The sequence below is a fragment of the Pseudomonas sp. MLB6B genome (assembly GCF_054508135.1).
Genome location: NZ_CP199313.1, coordinates 2,933,230 through 2,953,069 on the forward strand (window position 1 = coordinate 2,933,230; position 19,840 = coordinate 2,953,069).

The 19,840-nt window shown below is 65.8% G+C and carries 16 protein-coding genes; 8 read left to right on the forward strand and 8 right to left on the reverse strand.

The window, feature by feature from the left end:
- Window positions 1-30 precede the first annotated feature (30 nt).
- The 5 genes from hisN to ACSMEV_RS13155 all read left to right on the forward strand — a co-directional run bounded on the left by hisN (window position 31) and on the right by ACSMEV_RS13155 (window position 9,584).
- Entirely contained in the window at window positions 31-822 is a 792-nt protein-coding gene (gene hisN / locus ACSMEV_RS13135) for a histidinol-phosphatase (RefSeq protein WP_459205531.1), read from the forward strand.
- A gap of 210 nt (window positions 823-1,032) precedes the next feature.
- Window positions 1,033-1,761 carry a hypothetical protein gene (locus ACSMEV_RS13140; protein WP_459205532.1) on the forward strand — a complete coding sequence of 243 codons (729 nt, stop codon included), beginning with the start codon at window positions 1,033-1,035 and terminating at the stop codon, window positions 1,759-1,761.
- Between the two features lie 89 nt (window positions 1,762-1,850).
- Complete coding sequence (locus ACSMEV_RS13145) at window positions 1,851-4,214, forward strand: DNA polymerase II (protein ID WP_459205533.1); 2,364 nt, start codon at window positions 1,851-1,853, stop codon at window positions 4,212-4,214.
- A gap of 73 nt (window positions 4,215-4,287) precedes the next feature.
- Window positions 4,288-8,817 (forward strand): NEL-type E3 ubiquitin ligase domain-containing protein, encoded by a 4,530-nt coding sequence (locus ACSMEV_RS13150; RefSeq protein WP_459205534.1) that lies wholly within the window; start codon window positions 4,288-4,290, stop codon window positions 8,815-8,817.
- Window positions 8,818-9,023: 206 nt separating this feature from the next.
- Window positions 9,024-9,584: a DUF4174 domain-containing protein gene (locus ACSMEV_RS13155; protein WP_459205535.1), complete on the forward strand. Its 561-nt coding sequence runs from the start codon at window positions 9,024-9,026 to the stop codon at window positions 9,582-9,584.
- Window positions 9,585-9,634: 50 nt separating this feature from the next.
- Here the strand turns inward: ACSMEV_RS13155 and ACSMEV_RS13160 are convergent, their stop codons facing one another.
- From ACSMEV_RS13160 to ACSMEV_RS13175, 4 genes are all read right to left on the reverse strand, one after another.
- Entirely contained in the window at window positions 9,635-10,651 is a 1,017-nt protein-coding gene (locus tag ACSMEV_RS13160) for an ABC transporter permease (protein ID WP_459205536.1), read from the reverse strand.
- Complete coding sequence (locus tag ACSMEV_RS13165) at window positions 10,651-11,712, reverse strand: microcin C ABC transporter permease YejB (RefSeq protein ID WP_459205537.1); 1,062 nt, start codon at window positions 11,710-11,712, stop codon at window positions 10,651-10,653. The genes ACSMEV_RS13160 and ACSMEV_RS13165 overlap by 1 nt, the downstream gene beginning before the upstream one ends.
- Complete coding sequence (locus ACSMEV_RS13170) at window positions 11,709-13,520, reverse strand: extracellular solute-binding protein (protein WP_459208343.1); 1,812 nt, start codon at window positions 13,518-13,520, stop codon at window positions 11,709-11,711. The genes ACSMEV_RS13165 and ACSMEV_RS13170 overlap by 4 nt, the downstream gene beginning before the upstream one ends.
- A gap of 70 nt (window positions 13,521-13,590) precedes the next feature.
- Window positions 13,591-13,872 carry a peptidylprolyl isomerase gene (locus ACSMEV_RS13175; RefSeq protein ID WP_459205538.1) on the reverse strand — a complete coding sequence of 94 codons (282 nt, stop codon included), beginning with the start codon at window positions 13,870-13,872 and terminating at the stop codon, window positions 13,591-13,593.
- 191 nt (window positions 13,873-14,063) lie between these two features.
- Between ACSMEV_RS13175 and ACSMEV_RS13180 the strand changes: the two genes are divergently transcribed.
- Window positions 14,064-14,684 (forward strand): hypothetical protein, encoded by a 621-nt coding sequence (locus ACSMEV_RS13180; RefSeq protein WP_459205539.1) that lies wholly within the window; start codon window positions 14,064-14,066, stop codon window positions 14,682-14,684.
- A gap of 6 nt (window positions 14,685-14,690) precedes the next feature.
- On the opposite strand, the gene ACSMEV_RS13185 is transcribed toward ACSMEV_RS13180, so the two are convergent.
- The gene (locus tag ACSMEV_RS13185) at window positions 14,691-15,776 is read right to left on the reverse strand and encodes a 3-deoxy-7-phosphoheptulonate synthase (protein ID WP_459205540.1); all 1,086 of its coding nucleotides are present in this window, start codon (window positions 15,774-15,776) and stop codon (window positions 14,691-14,693) included.
- A 932-nt stretch (window positions 15,777-16,708) separates the two neighbouring features.
- Between ACSMEV_RS13185 and ACSMEV_RS13190 the strand changes: the two genes are divergently transcribed.
- Window positions 16,709-17,272, forward strand: coding sequence for a hypothetical protein (locus ACSMEV_RS13190; RefSeq protein ID WP_459205541.1), 564 nt, complete (start codon window positions 16,709-16,711; stop codon window positions 17,270-17,272).
- Window positions 17,269-17,865 (forward strand): hypothetical protein, encoded by a 597-nt coding sequence (locus tag ACSMEV_RS13195; protein WP_459205542.1) that lies wholly within the window; start codon window positions 17,269-17,271, stop codon window positions 17,863-17,865. Before ACSMEV_RS13190 ends, ACSMEV_RS13195 begins: the two co-directional genes overlap by 4 nt.
- Before the next feature lie 16 nt (window positions 17,866-17,881).
- On the opposite strand, the gene ACSMEV_RS13200 is transcribed toward ACSMEV_RS13195, so the two are convergent.
- From ACSMEV_RS13200 to ACSMEV_RS13210, 3 genes are all read right to left on the reverse strand, one after another.
- Window positions 17,882-18,586 (reverse strand): anti-sigma factor, encoded by a 705-nt coding sequence (locus ACSMEV_RS13200; protein ID WP_459205543.1) that lies wholly within the window; start codon window positions 18,584-18,586, stop codon window positions 17,882-17,884.
- The gene (locus ACSMEV_RS13205) at window positions 18,583-19,131 is read right to left on the reverse strand and encodes a sigma-70 family RNA polymerase sigma factor (protein ID WP_459205544.1); all 549 of its coding nucleotides are present in this window, start codon (window positions 19,129-19,131) and stop codon (window positions 18,583-18,585) included. Before ACSMEV_RS13205 ends, ACSMEV_RS13200 begins: the two co-directional genes overlap by 4 nt.
- 146 nt (window positions 19,132-19,277) lie before the next feature.
- Window positions 19,278-19,811: a DUF3455 domain-containing protein gene (locus ACSMEV_RS13210; protein WP_459205545.1), complete on the reverse strand. Its 534-nt coding sequence runs from the start codon at window positions 19,809-19,811 to the stop codon at window positions 19,278-19,280.
- Window positions 19,812-19,840 lie beyond the last annotated feature (29 nt).

Sequence of the window (19,840 nt, forward strand, 5' to 3'; positions counted from 1 at the left end):
TGCCCCTTCCCGCAGCGAGGCTCTATCGCCATGCCCCTGAACGCCGAACAGTTGAGCGAATTCCGCGCCTTCGCCGAAACGCTGGCCGATGCCGCCGCCGACGCGATCCAGCCGTACTTCCGGGCGGGCCTGGCGGTAGAGGACAAAGGCGGGCGGCTGTACGACCCGGTCACCGTGGCCGACAAGGCCGCCGAAGAGGCCATGCGCGCGCTGATCCAGGCGCAGTATCCGAGCCACGGTATCCTTGGCGAAGAGCACGGCGTGGCCCAGGGCAGCAGCCCGCTGACCTGGGTGCTCGACCCTATCGACGGCACGCGTGCCTTCATCACCGGTCTGCCGCTGTGGGGCACGTTGATCGCCTTGAACGATGGCAAGCGCCCGGTGCTGGGGGTGATGAACCAGCCCTTCACCGGCGAGCGCTTCATCGGCACCGGCGACAGCGCCTGGCTCGGCGAACGTCGTCTGCGCACCCGGGCCTGCGCGAGCCTAGGCGCCGCCTCGCTGATGTGCACCACTCCCGACATGTTCGAGGGGGCCCAGCAAAAAGCGGCGTTCGAGCGGGTGGCCGGCAAGGTCCGCATGCTGCGCTACGGCGGCGACTGCTACGCCTATTGCATGCTGGCCAGCGGCTTCGTCGACGTGATCGTGGAGGCGAGCCTGCAGCCTTACGACGTTCAGGCGTTGATGCCCATTATCGAAGGCGCGGGTGGCATCATGACCGCCTGGGACGGTGGCTCGGCACAGAACGGCGGCTGTGTGGTGGCCTGTGGCGATCCGGCCTTGCATGCGCAGGTGCTGGCGCTGTTGCAGGGCGCGAAGTGACGACGGCCTCTCGCCTGCCGACCTGAGCCCCCGACAGCCTCCAGAACCGGCCGACACCCAGGCTTCACGTCGGCCCGGCAATCGAGCGCATAACGGTGCCTTGGCCCGTACGCCAGGCATGGGCACCGCACTTTTCCCCTCTCTAGGGTTCTATGTCTGGCCAGGCCGCACCGACCCCCGGTGCCGCCACCCGATATCGACTAGGTCCCGATGCCCGTTCGCAAACACCTGTCAGCGTCCTGTCTGCTGTTGTGCCTGCTCGCCAGCCTGAGCGGCTGTGCCCGCGACCAAGGCCGCGACATCCTCCATCAATTGAGTGACGGCAAACCCAGCGAGCTGTTCCAGACCAGCGTCGACCGCATGGCCACGCTGTCGATGCGCGACAACCTCGACAGCCTTTACCTGCTGATGAACAAGCTCTACCAGCGCAACCCCAACCAGTGGAAACAGTCCGGCTACCTCGACGCCGCCACCGCCGAACGACAGATCCGCCAGGCCATCGAGCAGGGTCAACCCCTGGCGCAACTGGGCCAGCGTCGCGACCTGGCGGCCCTGAGCTATGCGCTGGACCCCGAGTTCCGTGGCGACCGCGTCGGCGCGTTCATCTATGCCATCGGCAGCATGCTGATCACCGCCCATGGCGGGCGCACCGAATTCTTCGTCACCGACACCATCGATCCGCTGTTCGTCAACAACGCCGCGCGCAACATCGAGAAGGCCACCTGGATGCTCGGTCAGCGGCAAGACGCCCAAGGCGTGCTGCTGCTGTTTTCCAACGAGATTTCCGAAGCCGGCAGCAACCTCAGTTTCGCCGTGGAGTTCGGCAAGATCGTCGCACGCCTCGACCTGATGGCGCAGATGCTCGACGAGCGTTACCGGCGTATCGGCCTGAACTACGCGCAGAGCCTGCTGCTGATGAACTTCCTGCCGGTGCAGTGAGGAAGGGGTAGACTGGCGGCAGTTCCCTGGCAGCCTGTAGGCACGGGCCTTGGTCGCCCCAGTTGAAACCCTTCCACCGAGGTCCCCCTTTGGCGTTACAGCAGGGCTTTCTCCTGACCCGGCACTGGTACGACACCGCGCAAGGCACGGTGCTCGAGTTCTGGCTGGCCACCGACCAAGGACCGCGCTGCGTGCGCCTGGCGCCGCAGCCCTCGGTGGCGTTCGTCGCCGAAGCCAACCGTGCGCAGGCGCAGGCGCTGATCGCCGGCGAAGCGGGCGTGGAACTACGTCCTCTGGCCCTGCGCGATTTCGACCAGCGCCCGGTGCTGGGCCTGTACTGCACCCAGTACCGCCAATTGCTGCACCTGGAAAAACGCCTGCGCGCCGCAGGCATCGAGGTGTTCGAGGCCGACATCAAGCCCCCGGACCGCTACCTGATGGAGCGCTTCATCACCGCCGGCGTGTCCTTCACTGGCCAGCCCGACGCCCAGGGTGTGCTGTGCGACGCGCAGCTCAAACCGGCTCCCGACTACCGCCCGGCGCTGCGCCTGGCGTCGCTGGACATCGAAACCACCGAGCGCGGCGAGTTGTACAGCATCGCCGTGGAGGGTTGCGGCCAGCGCCAGGTGTACATGCTCGGCCCGGCCAATGGACCGGACGAGCCGCAGGATTTCGACCTGACCTACTGCGCGACCCGCGCCGAACTGATCACCTCGCTCAACGATTGGCTGGCACGCCACGACCCGGACGCGATCATCGGCTGGAACGTGGTGCAGTTCGACCTGCGCGTGTTGCAGACCCAGGCCGACAAGCACCAGGTGAAACTCTACCTGGGCCGCGACGGCCAGCCGATGACCCTGCGCGAAAACGACAGCCGCAGCCACTTTTTCGCCGCTGCGGCCGGACGCCTGTTGATCGACGGCATCGAAGGCCTGCGCTCGGCAACCTGGAATTTCCCTTCCTTCAGCCTGGAAAACGTTTCCCAGACTCTGCTCGGCGAGGGCAAGGCGATCGCCACCCCCTATTCGCGCATGGGCGAGATCAACCGCATGTTCGCCGAGGACAAGCCGGCGTTGGCCCGCTACAACCTCAAGGACTGCGAGCTGGTCACACGGATCTTCGCCCACACCGGCCTGTTGGCGTTTCTGCTGGAGCGCGCCAGCGTCACGGGCCTGGCGGCCGACCGCAGCGGCGGCTCGGTGGCAGCGTTCTCCCACCTGTACCTGCCCTTGATGCACCGCCAGGGTTTCGTGGCGCCGAACACCAGCGGTCGCGCCGAGCAGAACAGCCCGGGCGGTTTCGTCATGGATTCGCGGCCAGGCTTGTACGCCTCGGTGCTGGTGCTGGACTACAAAAGCCTGTACCCGTCGATCATCCGCACCTTTCTCATCGATCCGGTGGGCTTGGTGCAAGGGCTGCACCAGCCGGACGACGCGCATTCGGTCGAAGGCTTCTGCGGCGCGCGCTTTTCGCGCACGCAACACTGCCTACCGGCGATCGTCGAGCGCGTGTGGCGGGGCAGGGAGCAGGCCAAGCGCGACGGCAACGCGCCGTTGTCGCAGGCGCTGAAGATCATCATGAACGCCTTCTACGGCGTGCTCGGCACCAACGGCTGCCGCTTCTTCGATACGCGCCTGACTTCGTCGATCACCCTGCGCGGGCACCAGATCATGCGCCAGACCCGCGCGCTGATCGAAGCCCGTGGCTATGAGGTGATCTATGGCGACACCGACTCTACCTTCGTCTGGCTCAAGGGCGCACACAGCCAGGACGCCCCCGCGGCCATCGGCCGCTCGCTGGTGGGCGAGGTCAACCAGTGGTGGCGCCAGCACCTGGCCGACACCCTGCAGCTGGACAGCGCCCTGGAGTTGCAATTCGAGACCCATTACCAGCGCTTTCTGATGCCCACCATCCGCGGCGCCGACGAAGGCAGCAAGAAACGCTATGCCGGGCTGGTGCAGCGCGACGACGGTGAATTCCAGGTGATCTACAAGGGCCTGGAGTCGGTGCGCAGCGACTGGTCGCCGCTGGCCCAGCAATTCCAGCAAGGGCTCTACGGGCGGATCTTTCGCGACGAGCCCTACCACGACTACGTGCGCGACTACGTGCGCAGCACCCTGGCCGGCGAGCTGGACGCGCAGTTGGTGTACCGCAAGCGCTTGCGCCGCCCGCTCGACGACTACCAGCGCAACGTCCCGCCCCACGTGCGTGCGGCGCGCCTGGCCGATGCCGCCAGCGCCGCCCTGGGGCGGGCGCGGCACTACCACAAGGGCGGTCGCTGGATCAGCTACGTGATGACCGTGGCCGGGCCCGAGCCCCTCGAAACCCTGCGTTCGGCGCCGGACTACGACCATTACCTGGATCGCCAGTTGAAGCCTGTGGCCGACGCCATCCTGCCTTTCGTCGATGATGACTTCGCTGCCCTGGTCGGTCGGCAGATGCCGCTGTTCTGAGTGACATAAGCACCGCAGCCGTCCCAGGCACCGCCGCTAGCCTTTCCTCTTTTTCTCAGAAGAGGGCAGGAGCATGCCGACCAACACGCCATCGACCGTCAGCCAGGCGGCGCGCTATCAGGACGAGCTGATTCAGAACGCGCTCCCGGCATGGCTGCGTAAAGCCAGCGCGGCGCAAATCGAACTACTGCGCGAAGCCAGCGCGCTGAGCCTGTACTGGCGCGAACGCTGGCAGCACGTATTGAGCCAGTTGCAAGGCATCGAGGCGTTCTGCCGGCCGCGTCTGCAACAGGCGCTGCGCGCGCAGTGGCCACAGATCGACGAAGCCTCAATGCTCTGGCGCAAAGGCGAACGCGAGCCAGTGATCACTTCCCAGCCGATCGGCTATCCGGTCACCGCGGCGGTCTACCGCACACAGCCTTTACTAGAAGCGGCGTTGGCCAACTTTACTGCCGAACAGGCCGAACCTGGGGGCATGCTCGTTGGCAATCGCTTGCAAGGCCCATCGGAACCCGAGGCACAGTTGCCGGACGCCGCAGCCTTCGCCGGTTTTTGCCGCACGCTGGACCTTGGCGGCCAGTACCAACGGCACCTGCACGAGGTACTGGAAACCCTACCCGACGATAGCCCCGAACCGCACTCGATACTGGCCAGGCATCTGCGCTATGCCTTGCTGGTTGAGGTTCATCGTGCCTGGATCGAGGGGCACGTGGATGGGTTCGGGCACAGTCTGCTGAGCGATGTATGCAATCTCCACATGCCCCTGGCCGGGGGCGACCCACAGCTGCAGGTCGGAAGGCTGCGCCTGCTGGGCCATACCCTGGAGCGCATCGTCGTGGTGGACGGCCAGAATTTTCCGGGGTACGCCGACGGCAGCTCGATACACGGCGTCTGGGTGTACATCCCCGGCGACCCGCACGGCGTGTTGCGAGGCTATGAGAGCCTGCGTCACTTCGCCAATGACCTGGGCATGCTTCTACGCACGCCCGAGTACCAACGATTCTTCGCCCGCTTCGTACGGCGGCGGGACAGTCAGCGCTTCTTCTCGGCAGTCATCGAGGGTTATGCAGGGGTCGGCGACCTGGCCAATATCCGCCTCGACGAACGCGTGATGGCCTGCACCACACCGGTGTTCGATGCGCTGGCGCAGGCACAGATCGAGCAGATCAAGGACGATGCGCGCATGATTGCCGTGCCCGTGGTCGATATCGACCTGGACGTACAGCGCGAACACGATCAGCGCCTGGCCGCCGAAGGGTGGACCCTGCTGAACCTGGCCGGGCTGTTCATTCCGGCACTGGGCGTTACGCTGCTGGCGGTGACGGCGTGGGAGTTGCTCGATCAAACCTACCTGGGCATCGCGGCTTGGCGGCAGGGCGAACACACCGAAGCCATGCACCACCTGCTCGACGTCGCCGCGCAGGTCGCCACACTGGCGGTGGTGGGTGGCGCAGGCGCATTGGCTGCCAAGGCCTGGTCCAGGTCGGAGTGGGTCGACAGCCTTTTGCCACAGACCTTGGGCGATGGCCAAGTACGCCTGGGCGTGCCGCGCATCGACGTCTTACGCACCCCGTTGCCGGCCCAGGCGGTGCGTGACGAGCACGGCTTGTACCAGCTTGGCGAACAGCGCTGGGTGGAGCTCGACGGCGAACATTACCCCGTGAGCCGTGCCGATGAAGATCAGCCTTGGGCGTTGCACACGGCGGACGGTGCGGTCCATCCGCTTAGCGACAACGGCGCCGGCGCCTGGCGGCTATGGCACGAAACGCCTGGCCGATGGGCCGAACCGCGTTACCTTTTCCGTCGGCTGGCGCTGACCTCGACCGCTCTCGACGACGAGGCGATAGACCTCGTGCTGCACGCTACCGACATCGACGCCGACACGCTGCGCGCGCTGAACGTCCGTGGCCAAACGATCGATGCCCTGCTGCTGGACAGTCTCGAGCGGGTCGCGCTGGATACGCGCCTGCGCACCTTGATCAAGCAATTGCGCGGTGGCGAGGTCGTCGGTGATGCGAGTCTGCTTGCCCAGGTGCGGGCCTTGCCTGAAGCCGCCGAACTGAGCGACCAGGCCTTGGCCGAGCATCTGTGGCAAGCACGGCGCGAGGTCTTCAGCCGATTTCTGCACGCCCAGCAAGCGCCCGCATCCGCTGCTGCCCAGGTGCTGTCGCGTGATTTTCCCGGTTTGACTCGGCGTGCGGCGCAAGCCTTGGTCGATACCGGCAGCGTCACCGAGCGCGAGCTGCTCGACAGCGGCCGCGTCCCCTTGAGGATGGCCCTTGCCGCCCGGCGCAGCCTGCGCCGGATACGGGTGGCCAAGGCCTATGAAAGTCTTTGGATCGACGCGCCACAAGGCCTCGACCTCGCGCGCTTGACCATGGCGCTGAGCCAACGTCTGCCAGGCGTTGCCGAGCGGATCGCCTGGCGCCTGTTCGAAGGCGGTCGCGCTGGCGCACCCGTGTGGAGCAGCGCAACGGCGCACGAGGCGCGCCAGCTCGATCTGGTGCTGACCGAAAGCGGCTTCGAGCTGTTCGATGCGCAAGGTGCCCGGCTGTCTGCCGCGCCAGGCGAATTGTTCGAAACCCTCGCCACGGGCTTCGACGACGCCCAGCGGCAGGCGCTGGGTGTCGCCGAGCCGTTGGCGCACAATTGGCGGGTGCTGGTCGCGCGCCAAGCGATGATGGACCGTGAGTCATTGCCAAGCCTGTTGGGCCAGCGCCCGGAAGAAGGTTGGTTCCGCCTGCCGACGCGTTTGGCCGACGGTGGTCTGGGCTACCCGCTCAGCGGTCGTGGCCGACGCGTCGCGCCAGCGAGCTTGGGCGCGCGGGTGCGCAGGTTCTATCCGCTGATGAATGACCAGCAGGTCGAGATCTGGGCCCAACAGATCCGCGACAGCGGGCAACAAGTCGAGCAAGTGCTTACGCAATTGGATACCCAAATACGATCCCTGCAGAGGTCGCTGCGCCGCTGGGTGAGGGCGGGGACCGGTATCCTGGTGCGTAACGATCGCCACCGCTTCGCCGACCATCTGCTGGCCGCCTGGCGACGCCTGACGCCCCATCTTTTTCCCGGCAACCAGCATGCTCAGGGGTATCACTTGCGCTTGCGCAGCATCTATTTGCCAGTGCTGCCGCGCCTGTCGGCCGAGGTCAGCTTTGCCCACGTCCATACCCTGTCATTGCAGCAGGTGGGGCTGCACGACATCGAAGCCGACTTTCTCGCGCGTTTTCCGCAACTGCGCGTGCTGGAACTCGACGGCAACATACTGCGTCGGATTCCGCGCGGTCTGGACCAGCTCACCGCATTGCGCGAACTGTCGCTCGACAGCAACGAGATCAACCTCGACGACGAACAGGTCGAGCGCTTGGCTGGCATGCGGCACCTGCAACTGCTCAGTCTGGCGGACAATCCATTGCGCAGGAGCTTCTCGGTGCGCGACATGGCCGATCTGCGCTACCTGAATCTGTCGCATACCGAGCAAACCCGTCTGCCGCCCGGGTTGCTGGGGCGGGCAGGCACAACTGTCGCGGACTTGCGCCACAACCACATCCGCACGCTGCCCGACGCTTATTTCAACGTACCGCAGTGGGTGAACCAGCGGGTCTTGCTGGACGACAATCCGTTGGACGCGGCGACCATGGCCCGCTTCGAGGGCTGGGGCGACGCAGGTGCCGCAGCAGCGCCCACGGTGACTGCGGCCACGACGCCCGCCGAGGCTGAGGCCGCTGCGGCCGCCGTACGCGATGCCTGGTTGTTGCAGCTGCCCGAGCAGCCACAGCTGGAGCGCGCGGCGCTGTGGGAAGAACTACGCGCGCGCGATGGCGCTCAAGGGCTGTTCGATCTGCTGGACCGTCTTCGGCAGACCGCCGATTTCCATCATCATGAGGCTGGATTGGGCATGCGGGTATGGACCCTGCTCGACGCGCTTCATGCCCATGCCGATCTCGCCGAGGAAGTGTTCGCATTGGCCAACTTGCCGTTGACCTGCCAGGACAGCGCGGCGTTGTCCTTCAGTAGCCTGGAGCTGCATCTGCTGGTGTGGCGCGCCTTGCGTGAGGCGCACGCCAGCGCAAGGTCGCAGGAGCAGGCATTGATCCGTCTGGGCCGCCAATTGTGGCGCCTTGATGAGGTCGAACGCATCGCGCTGCGTGACCTCGAGGCGCGACAGGCCGACGGCGCCAATCCAGACCAGATCGAGGTGGTGCTGGCGTATCGGGTAGGCTTGCGCGAAGCGCTGGATTTGCCAGCACAACCTCAGGACATGCTGTTCGCTGCGGTTTCCGGCGTTGATTCGGCACGTCTGGAGCAAGCCCGGTTAGAGGTGTTGGCGGCCGAAGATCAGGAGGTGCGGGTGCAGTCCCTGGCACAACGTGACTTCTGGCGGACCTGGCTGGAGCGTCACTACGGCGATCGTTTCGAGGCCATGGACGCCTCATTCCAGGCACGCCTGGCGGAGCTGATGGAGCAAGCCGAAGCCGGCGCGAGCGCCGAAAGCGAATACCTCAGCCAAATGAATACTGTGCGCGACGAGCGCGAGGCAAGCCGTACAGCATTGATCTTGACCCTCACCGAGGAGATCCTTGACGCCCACGCCGCACAGTGAGCCACATCTGGCAAAGTCCGGGGTCTTTACACACAAGACCCTGGACTATGCTGCTGGATAACGTGGGAAATTTCCTATTTCTTGTAGTCCTGATCCAAAGCTGGAGGTTACCCTCTCTGTCATCCGCGGTAACCGCGGCTGACTCAACTCGCTGATCCGGACTGTCCAGGCGGTTCGTCGCTACTCGAATCAACAAGGAGATGCCCATGCTCGTCAGATCCCTGACCCTCGCCACCTTGCTCTGCGCCGCCAGTCCGCTGCTGGCCGCCGACAGCGATGCCCCCCTGGCCAAGGAGCTGGGCAAGGCGCGCCCCTTGGTGGTGATCGCCCCCAGCTCGGCTGACCCGACCCTGCGCGAACTGAGCCAGGCCAGCAAGGATTCGACCACCGAAGCAGGCTTCAAGGAACGCAACCTGGTGCTCTACAGCGTGGCCAACATGATGGGCATGCGCGAGGACAAGCACCTCGAACAGCAGGCCACCATGGCCTTGATTCGCGAGCTGAAGCTGGGCGCCAGCAAAGGCACGCGGGTGATCCTGATCGGCAAGGACGGCGAGCGGCACGTGCTCAGGGACGGCGAAAGCACCGAGCCGCTCGACGCGCAAGCGGTGTTCAAAGCCGTGGACGAGTTGCCGGCCAGCGAGAAAGCCGTCACCGCGCCCGAACCTGTGGCTGCTGCGCCAGCCGTGGGCAAGCCTGCGGGCAAGGACGGCAAACCGGTCAAGCCCACCAAACCTGCTGCTCCACCCAAGCCGCTCGAAGACTGACCCCTGCGGGCCTTTTTACGCGCGCAATCGCCGCGTAAGAAGGCCCGTGCTCAGCGCCGAGGGTCGAACGCTTCGCGCAGCGCCTCGCCGATGAACACCAGTAACGCCAGAATCAGCGCCAAGACAAAAAACGCCGTGAACCCCAGCCAGGGCGCTTCCAGATGCTGCTTGCCCTGGGCCACCAGCTCGCCCAGCGAGGCGCTGCCGGCGGGCATGCCGAAGCCAAGGAAGTCCAGCGCCGTCAAGGTGGTGATGGCACCGGTCAGCATGAACGGCATGAAGGTCAGCGTGGCGCTCAGGGCATTGGGCAGGATGTGCCGCACCATCACCTGAAGGTCCGACAGCCCCAGCGCGCGGGCCGCCTTGACGTACTCCAGGTTACGCCCGCGGAGGAATTCGGCGCGCACCACGTCCACCAGGCCCAGCCAGGAGAAAAGCGCCATGATTCCCAGCAGCCACCAGAAGTTCGGCTCCACGAAGCCGCTGAGGATGATCAACAGGTACAGCACCGGCAGCCCCGACCACACTTCCAGCAGGCGCTGGCCGAGCAGGTCGACCCAGCCGCCATGGTAGCCCTGCAAGGCACCGGCGGCGATGCCGACCACCACGCTGATGGCGGTCAGGGCGAAGGCGAACAGCAGGGACACCCGCGTGCCATACAGCACCCGCGCCAGCACGTCGCGACCCTGGTCGTCGGTGCCGAGCCAGTTGTCGGCACTGGGCGGGCTGGGGGTCGGCACTTGCAAGTCGTAGTTGGGGGTGTCGGCGCTGAAGGGAATCGGTGCGAACAGCATCCAGCCGCCCTGGTCGGCGATCAACTGGCGCACGTACTGGCTGCGGTAGTCGGGCTGGAACGGCAACTCGCCGCCGAACTGCCGCTCGCTGTAGCGCTTGAGCGCGGGCACGTACAGCTCGCCGTGGTAGCCCAGCAGCAGCGGCTTGTCGTTGGCCACCAGTTCGGCGCCCAGGCTGAGCAGCAACAGGCCGCTGAACAGCCACAACGACCACCAGCCGCGGCGATGGCCGCGAAAGCGTTGCAGGCGCCGGCGCGTCATGGGCGACACCATCAGTGCGCCCTCGCGTCGAAGTCGATGCGCGGGTCGAGCACGGTGTAGGCCAGGTCTCCGATCAGCCGAATCAACAGGCCGGCGAGGGTGAAGATGAACAGGCTGCCGAACACCACCGGATAGTCGCGCGACACTGCCGCGTCGAAGCTCATGCGGCCGATGCCGTCGAGCGAGAAGATCACTTCGATCAGCAGAGAGCCTGCGAAGAACACCGTGATCAGCGCCTGGGGCAGGCCGGCCACCACCAGCAGCATGGCGTTGCGCAGCACATGGCCGTACAGCACCCGCCGTTCGCTGAGGCCCTTGGCCCGCGCCGTGACCACATACTGGCGGGCGATTTCGTCGAGCACGGCGTTCTTGGTCAGCAGGGTCAGGGTCGCAAAGCCACCGATGACCAAGGCTGCCACCGGCAGCACCAAGTGCCAGAAATAATCCGCGACTTTGCCCAGCAGGCTGAGTTGATCGAAGTCTTCCGACACCAGCCCGCGCACTGGAAACCAGTTGAGCGACGTGCCGCCGGCGAACAGCACGATCAAGAGCAATGCGAACAGAAACGAGGGCAGGGCATAGCCGACGACTATCAGCAGGCTGCTCCAGGCATCGAAGCGGCTGCCATGGCGGACCGCCTTGCGAATGCCTAGCGGGATCGACACCAAGTAAGTGATGAGCGTCGCCCACAGGCCGAGCGAAAGCGTCACCGGCAGCTTGTCGAGGATCAGGTCGGTGACCTTGGCGCCGCGAAAGAAGCTCTCGCCGAAGTCCAGCCGGGCGTACTGGGTGAGCATCAGCCACAGGCGTTCGGGCGCCGACTTGTCGAAGCCGTACTGGCGCTTGATGTCGTCCGATAACTTAGGGTCCAGCCCACGGCTGGCGCGCGACTCGCCGCGCAGCACGTCGGCGCTGGCGCCTGCCGCACCGCCAGCACCGACTCCTTGCAAACGCGCCACGGCCTGCTCGACGGGGCCGCCGGGTGCGGCCTGGATGATGGCGAAGTTCACCAGCAGAATCGCCAGCAGGGTCGGGACGATCAGCAGCAGGCGCCGCAACAGGTAGGTGGTCATGGACGGTTCTCGCGGCGCTCGGCCATTTGCGCGTTGGTCAAGGGCGTGCGGCTGACTTCCCACCAGGCGTCCAGCCCTTCGTCGTACAAGGCTGGATGCTCGGGCTGGCCGAAGCGGTTCCACCAGACCGTCGAGCTGCCTGGTGGGTAGTAGTTGGGAATCCAGTAGTAGTTCCACTGCAACACCCGGTCCAGGGCATGGGCGTGGCGCAGCATGTCGGCTTCGCTGCTGGCGCGCACCAGGCCGTGCAGCAGCCGGTCCACGGCGGGGTCGCGCAGCACCATGAGGTTGTTCGAACCGGGGTCGGTGGCGGCGGCCGAGCCGAAATAGTTGAGCAGGTCGGCGCCCGGCGACAGGCTGACCGGGTAGCCGGACACCACCATGTCGTAATCGCGAGCCATCAGCCGATTGACGTACTGCGCGGGGTCGACGTTGCGGATGTCGAGGGTCACGCCGATTTGCGCCAGGTTGCGCTTCCACGGCAGCAGCATGCGTTCCAGGCCCGCCTGGCCATTGAGGAAGGTGAAGCGCAAGGGTTCGCCCTGGGCATCCACCAAGTGGTCGCCCTCGACCCGCCAGCCGGCGCTCTGCAACAGTGCCAGGGCCTGCAACTGTTGCGGCCGCACCAGGCCGCTGCCATCGCTGACCGGCGCCACGAACACGCGCTCGAACACCTCGTCCGGCACGTGCCCACGCAAGGGTTCGAGCAGTTGCCGCTCGGCGGCATCGGGCAACGCCCGCGCTGCCAGGGGCGTGTTGGAGAACACGCTCTGCTGGCGGATGTACAGCTGGCGCATCATCTGCCGGTTGCTCCATTCGAAATCCCACAGCAGCGCCAGCGCCTGGCGGGTGCGACGGTCTTGGAACACCGGTTTGCTCAGATTGAACACAAAGCCCTGGGCCACTTGCGGCTTGCCTGGGCCCAGGTGCGCGCGTTGCAGGCGCCCGTCGTCGAGCTGCGCACCTTGGTAGCCGATGGTGTAGGCGGTGGCGGAGAACTCGCGGTTGTAGTCGTAACCGCCGCCCTTGAGCACCTGACGGGCCACTTCGGTGTCGCTGAAGTACTCCACGCGCAATCGGTCGAAGTTGTAGCGCCCGCGGTTGACCGGCAGGTCCTTGGCCCACCACTGCGTGTCGCGCTCGAAGGTGATGCTGCGGCCGTTGTCGACCTTGGCGATGCGGTACGGTCCGCTACCCACCGGTGCGCTGAAGCCGGCACCGTTGGCGAAGTCGCGCTGCTGCCAGTCGTGTTCGGGCAGCACCGGCAGGCTGGCCACGTCCAGAGGCAGGGTGCGGCCGTGGCCGGGGGCGAAGTCGAAGCGCACATGGTGCGCGTCTTCCACCGTCACCTGGGTGACGTCGGCGAACTGCGTGCGGTAGGTCAGGCTGCCCTGGCGTGTCAGCGTATCGAAGGAGAAGCGCACGTCTTCGGCGCGCACCGGCCGGCCATCGGCGAAGGTCGCGCGTGGGTCGAGCTCGACGCGCAGCCAGGCGTCCTCCGGGCCGCGCTCCAGGCTGCGGGCGATCAGGCCGTAGACGGTGTAGGGCTCGTCTTGCGAACGCACGGCGAGGGGCGCGTACAGCCAGCCATCGACTTCGCTGACGCCGATGCCCTTGTCGATGTACGGCAGGATGTGGTCGAACTGCCCCAGATTGGTCGCAGAGCGTCGCAGGCTGCCACCCTTGGGCGCATCCGCATTGACGTAGTCGAAGTGGCTGAAGTTGGCGGGGTAACGCGGCGTTTGGCCGTAGACGGTGAGGGCGTGGCTGGGGGCTGCGAGGGCGGGCAGGGCGGCCGCGCCGAGCAGGCAGGCCGCAAGCCAGAGCTTGCAGCGCTGCCAGGCCAGCCGCTGAAAAGGGCGACGGGCCAATTCAGGTTCAGTCCTGACGGCTGGTGACTTCCAGCAGGTGGTAGCCGAACTGGGTCTTGACCGGGCCCTGCACGACGTTGATCGGTGCGCTGAAGACCACGGTGTCGAATTCCTTGACCATCTGGCCCGGGCCGAACGAGCCCAGGTCACCGCCTTGGCGGCTGGAAGGGCAGCTGGAGTTGTCTTTGGCAACCTGGGCGAAATCGGCGCCGGCTTCGATCTGTGTTTTCAATTCGTTGCACTTGGCTTCGTCGGAAACCAGGATGTGGCGGGCGGTGGCTTTGGCCATGGGAAGTACTCCTTTGAATAAAGCGCCAGCCTAACTCAGTGCGTGGGATATGTCTTCCAGATAGGTAAGTCGATTCAGCAAGCGTCGAGCCAACGCCCGCCGTGCAGCCAGCGCATCGCGCGTATACTGCGCGGCGGTAAACGGGATGGAGCCTGCGTGGTATGTGGAACAAATGGTCAAAAACCGCCCTGATGCTTTCGCCCCTGCTGACAGTGGCTGGGCTGGTGGCGTGGCACCTGGGTTGGTTCCAGGAAGAGCAAGTGCTGCGTGGCTATCAACTGGCTGTCGAGGTGGATGGCCAACGCTACGCAACATTCGGGTTGCTGGCGGGCGAGACCGCCATCAGCGAGCGGACCGGGCATTTCTTCTGCCAGATCGAAGACCTCGACGAGTTGATTCAGTTGGCTCAGGGTGACGTCCAACTCGAACGCGGCGGCGACAACCCGTACCTGCAAGGTTCGGTGCGTTACTTGGCGGCCCCGCGCTACGTCCGCCGCACCGAGCACTACCGCAACGCGGCGCAGAGCGACGCCCGCTACCAGTTGCTGAATGAGCAGGGGCAAGTGGTGTACCACTTCACCCCGGACAGCGACGACCCGTACGCGAGGACACTGGTCAATGTCGGCATGGTGCGCTCCTCGGGCGGGCGCGGCGGCTCGGTGATCGAAGACGAATACCTGGACGCCACACGCCTGTTGCGCGAGAAATTCGGCGTGCGGCTCACGTTCTTCAAGGACGAAGCGGCCAAGCTGGTCACGTTGTCGTCCCAGCCTGTGGCCTCGCCGCGGGCGCCGGCGTCGCCGACACCCTGATCGGGCTTACAGCCGCTGCGCCGCCTCACGCAGCAGTCGCTCGGTCGCATCCCAGCCCAGACAGCCATCGGTGATCGAAACGCCGTACTGCAAGGTTCCTTTGCCCAGCGACTGCGCGCCCTCGAATAGATGGCCTTCGAGCATCATGCCCACCACCGAGCGGTCGCCCTCCAGACGCTGGCGCAACACCGCGTCGAACACTGCGGGCTGGCGCGCCGGGTCCTTGCCGCTGTTGGCATGGCTGCAATCGACCACGATCCGCGGCATCAAGCCTGCTTTGCCCAAACCCTGGCGCGCCTGCGCCAGGTGTTCGGCGCTGTAGTTCGGCCCGCTGTGGCCACCGCGCAGCACCAGGTGGGTATCAGGGTTGCCGAGGGTCTCGACGATGGCCGGATGGCCCTGCGCGTCGATGCCGAAGTGGCGGTGCGGGTGGGCGGCGCTGCGCATGGCGTCGCAGGCGATGGCGACGCCGCCGTCGGTGCCGTTCTTGAAGCCCACGGGCAAGCCCAGACCGCTGACCAGTTCGCGGTGGATCTGCGACTCGGTGGTCCGCGCGCCGATGGCGGCCCAGCTCAGCAGGTCGTCGAAGTAGCCGGCGGCCAAGGGTTGCAGCACCTCGTTGGCCAGCGGCAGGCCGCGTTGCAGCAGGCCCAGCATCAACTCGCGCGACAGCGTCAGACCCGCATGCATGTCGTCGCTGCCGTCCAGGTGCGGATCGTAGGCCAGGCCTTTCCAACCCACGGTGGTGCGCGGTTTTTCCACGTAGGCGCGCATCACCAGCAGCAGCTTGTCGTCGACTTCGGCGGCCAGCGCTTGCAAGCGCTCGGCGTATTCCAGCGCCGCGCGCGGGTCGTGCAGCGAGCACGGACCGAGGATCACCAGCAGGCGCTCGTCGCGGCCGTCGAGAATGGCGCGGATGGCGTGGCGGTGCCGGTCGACTTGCATGGCGAGGTCATGGGGCAGGGGCAGTTGCTGCTTGAGCTGGTGCGTACTGGGCAGGCGGCGGCTGAGGGCGCTGTTGGCGGCCTGGGCCTGGGCGGGCTGTTGGGACTGCGATGGGGACTGGGTCAGGGCAAGGGTGGCACGGGGCATGATGATCTTCCTGAAGCGCGCGGCGGGCGCTGGCCCGCGACGTCGGCGCTAGTGGTGTGTTCGACAGGTTGTTCGCAATGTTCGACGCGGAGTCGTGCCACCTGGGACGGACCGATCGGAGGCGGCAGGCTGGCCCGAACGGGATTGGCTAAATCGCCAGGCGAGGGTGCAAGGGCGGTAATAGTCGACGTGGTGCATGGTGGTGTCCTTGGATGAGTTGAAATGTGCGGGCTTGAAAACGCAAAACCCCCGGGCGGGAGGCCGACCGGGGGTTTGAGTATTCTCAGGTTCGGCGGCCCCTCGAGAGTGGGCGCCGTGGTGGGTATCAGCGGCGCCTAGTGGCTAAACCAATACCCGAAGTAATAGCTGGAGACCGACACGCAACCAGGCACCGCCGGACGCTTAGGGCGACCGCTGGCAAGGCTCTGGATGTGAAGGGGTGTGTGCATGTCGTACTCCGTGAATGGTCCCGAGCTTACTGCACGGGTGGGTGGCGGTTCAATGGCTTTGTCAGGGTTTTTCTCACAAATACCGTCGACGTAGGTACAGGTTGAAATCGATTTGGCCTGTATTCGACAGGGGCTTGGTTGGCGCTAGCGACTGTCGGCATGCGTTGGAAGTCCGGCAACTTGATCTGCGGCGCTTGGGAGTGCTTGGGGGAGCGCCTACTGCTTGCCCTCGACGGCCCGACCAAGGGCCGCGCGAAGTGCTGCACATTTTTTTGCTCGCCATGGTTTTGCGACATCCTCTTCACGGCATTTTCACCTATGGCTTGGCACAGTGAAGCCACATCCGTGAAACACTTAGCCCGCCCTCCCCAGCGGGCTTTTCTTTGCCTGGCGTTTACGGCCAAGGCAAATTCTCCGCTGCCCAGGTTGCGCCAAGCGAAACGGCTCAAATAGGATGCCCAGGATTTTCTACAGGGACCGACAGTGGACTTCCTCAGCACCTATCTCCCCATTCTGGCCCCAATCGCCATGGTGTTGGGCCTGTACGGCCTGATCCGTTGCATCGGCCGGGCGCGGCGCCTGATTTTCCCCGAACTCAGCGTTCGATTTCCGGCCAGTGCCCAGCCGCTGACCGTCGCCATTCCGACGCCTGGCCGCTATGTAATCAACGTGGTCATTCCGCCCATGACCTTCCTGACGGGCGTAGCGCACTTTTCTGCCAAGTTCCGAGTCGTGGCGTTGCAGAGCGGCGCTTCCCTGGAATACCGGTCCTATGGCCGTTCTTTGCTTCACCTGTTTGAGGTGGACAGAACCGACATGTCGGGAAAGAAGTCGATGCCGCTCGGCGCGTTCGACTGTGCCGCGCCCGGTGAGGTCGCCATCACCTGCTTGAACCCGGACAGCATCCGCGCCAATTACGCGCTTGAAGTATCCCCATATGTGTCGCCGTTGAGCCTGTTCGCTGTGGTTCTGCCGACCATCGCGTCGGCGGCTATGACCATCGGCGGGTTCGTGCTGTCGATCCTGGCCTGGAGTGGAAATCTTTGAGTGTCGTCCCGTTAGCGTCGGCGGCGCCCTCGCAGGCATTCCATCCGATCGACCTGGGGGCCTATTCCAGATCCCCCGGATGGGTTGGGCATTTCGATGCGAAACAGGGCACGAACCGCAGAGTGGCGGCACAGGCCGCCAACGAGCACTTGGTGAATTACCTGGAGCGCCATCCCCAGCCCATCACGGTAGGTACCTCGCTGGTCACGCCGTATACCGAGAGGCAGTTGCGCGGACTCGGATACAAGGCCGGCGAAGCCCGTCACCTTTACGCACAAGCCGTCAACCGCACGGGGCTCATCACTTGCCTGAGTCCATCCCAGGCGCGCGTAGCGTCGGACCTGCGCCACGTCGCAGTATCCAGCCATGGGCTGGAGGGGCTGCTGGCGGTGGCCTATTCGATCATGGCGATGAATGTGTTGCATGGCGGTTTTCAAGGGCATTTCTTCGTCGCCTTCGAGCACAGCGGGCTGGTGGTCTATCCCCATGACGATTGCGGTTACGGAGTTTTCGAGGGCCACGACCGCGCCGCGAGCCGGACGTTTCTAGCCGGGGTGGATGCCGAACGTTTCGACCTGTGCGTGAGCGGGTAAGGCTCCGGCACCCTGGTCAAATCACCTTCACCGCCCGCCCGATGAACTGTATCGGCCCGGTCGGCCGCCCGGTCGGCGAGCCGCCGGCCTGCTCCAGCGTCAGTTCGAACAACTGGTCGGCCTCCAGCGGCGGCAAGCGCTCCACCGGCACCTGGGCCCGCTCGCCCGGCTGCACCAGGCCCAACGACACCGGCGCCTTCCAGCGGTCCACCTTGGTCCAGAACTGCAGCACCTTGCCTGTGGGCACCTCGACCGGCTCCAGCGGGATCAGTTGCAGGCTACGGGTGTTGCTGGCCTGCACCACCCAGCCTGCCGCGCGGTCGCTGGGCGCTGCGAGCACCACCACATAAGTGCTCGGCGCCGGCGAGGAGAACCACAGCATCACCGCCAGCAGCGCGCTGGTGAAGGCGCCCGCACCGGCCAGGCCTTGCCACAGCACCAGACGCTGCCACCAGCGCGGTGTCTGGGCGGGCGGGGCAAAGCCATCGAGGCTGCGGGCGATCCGTTCCCAGACCGCGGCACTGGGCGCGACGGGTGGGGCGAGGGCGTCAAGCGCCTGCAAACGCGTCTGCCAGGCTTCGACCGCCTCACGCAGGGGCAGGTCATGGTCGAGGCGGCTGGCCACCACTGCGCGCTGTGCGCCGGGCAGGGTGCCCAGCACGTACTCGCCCGCCAGCTGATCGAGGTCGTCCGGGCGTTGGGGGTCGGTTTCACGGTTCATCCCATGCACTCCCGCAGCGCACTCAGGCTGCGTTTGATCCAGGCCTTGACGGTACCCAGCGGCGCATCCACCAGCTGGGCGATCTGACGGTGGCTGCACCCTTCGACATAGGCGTGCAGCACACAGGCACGACGCACCGGGTCGAGCGCGTCCAGACAGTGGTAGATGCGTCCCGAGGCGAGGTACGTATCGACCGTCTGCCAGTGCTCGGCGTCCGTACGCAGGCTGTCGAGCTGGTCGGTGTCCAGTGGCGTATCGCGTTGCCCATCGCGCACGTGGTTCAAGGCCAAGTGGCGGACCACGCTGTAGATCCAGCCGGGCGCCGAACCACGGCTGGCGTCGAAGCTGCCGGCGCGGGTCCAGATGCGTACGAAGCCGTCGTGCAGAACGTCTTCGGCGCTGGCGGTGTCGCGCGTAATGCGCCGGGCCACGCCCAGCAGACGCGCGCCTTCGTGGTCGTACAGGGCCTGCAGGGCGCGGCGGTCGCCACGGGCGCAGGCGTGCAGGCAATGTTGAAAATCGAAAGGGGCGGCGGGCTCGCTCAAGGTAGGTTCGGTCCTGGTCGTCGCGGGCAGTCGCGGAAACGGTTGCTGCTCAGGGTAGACCAGCGCTGGCAATCTGCCTGCCCGACGCACGCGGGCAGGCATTCGTTCGGCGTGTCAGAGGGGCGTGTGCAAATCTGCGCGGCCGGTCATTTGTCTGCCCAGAAGAGGTAGTCGGCCTGGTACTCGACCACCTGCTTTTCGCCCTTGTTCTGCGCCGTGCAGGCACTGGCCGGTGCGACCCCACCGCGGGTCGCCAGGCGCTGCACGTAGCGCACCGGCTGCATGGCGCCCTTGCCCTCGGCCGGGTTGGTCTTGACCAGTTGATAGGGGATGTCGCCTGTGCCGGCCGGCGCGATGGCTACCTGGGTGCCGGTGATGCTCGAGCCGTCGCTGGCCTTCCAGGTGGCGGGTGGGCCGAAGTATTCGCCGACCGGGTTGCCGCTGCGGTCCTTGAGGGTGGCCTTGGGCCCTACGAAGAACCATTCGGTCTGGCCGGGGGCGTTGGCTTTATCGCGGCACTCATAGGTGATTTCGCCGACCCCGGTGGTCTGGAGCACCATGACGTGCCCGGGCGGCACGGCGACGGCCGCCGGCACCGAGGTCTGGGCCTGGGCGGCGGGTAGGGCGATGCCCAGCGACAGGCCGCCAACGAGCAACAGGGATGCAGGTTTGAAGGTCATGGTGAATCTCCTTGATGGGCGACCGGCGG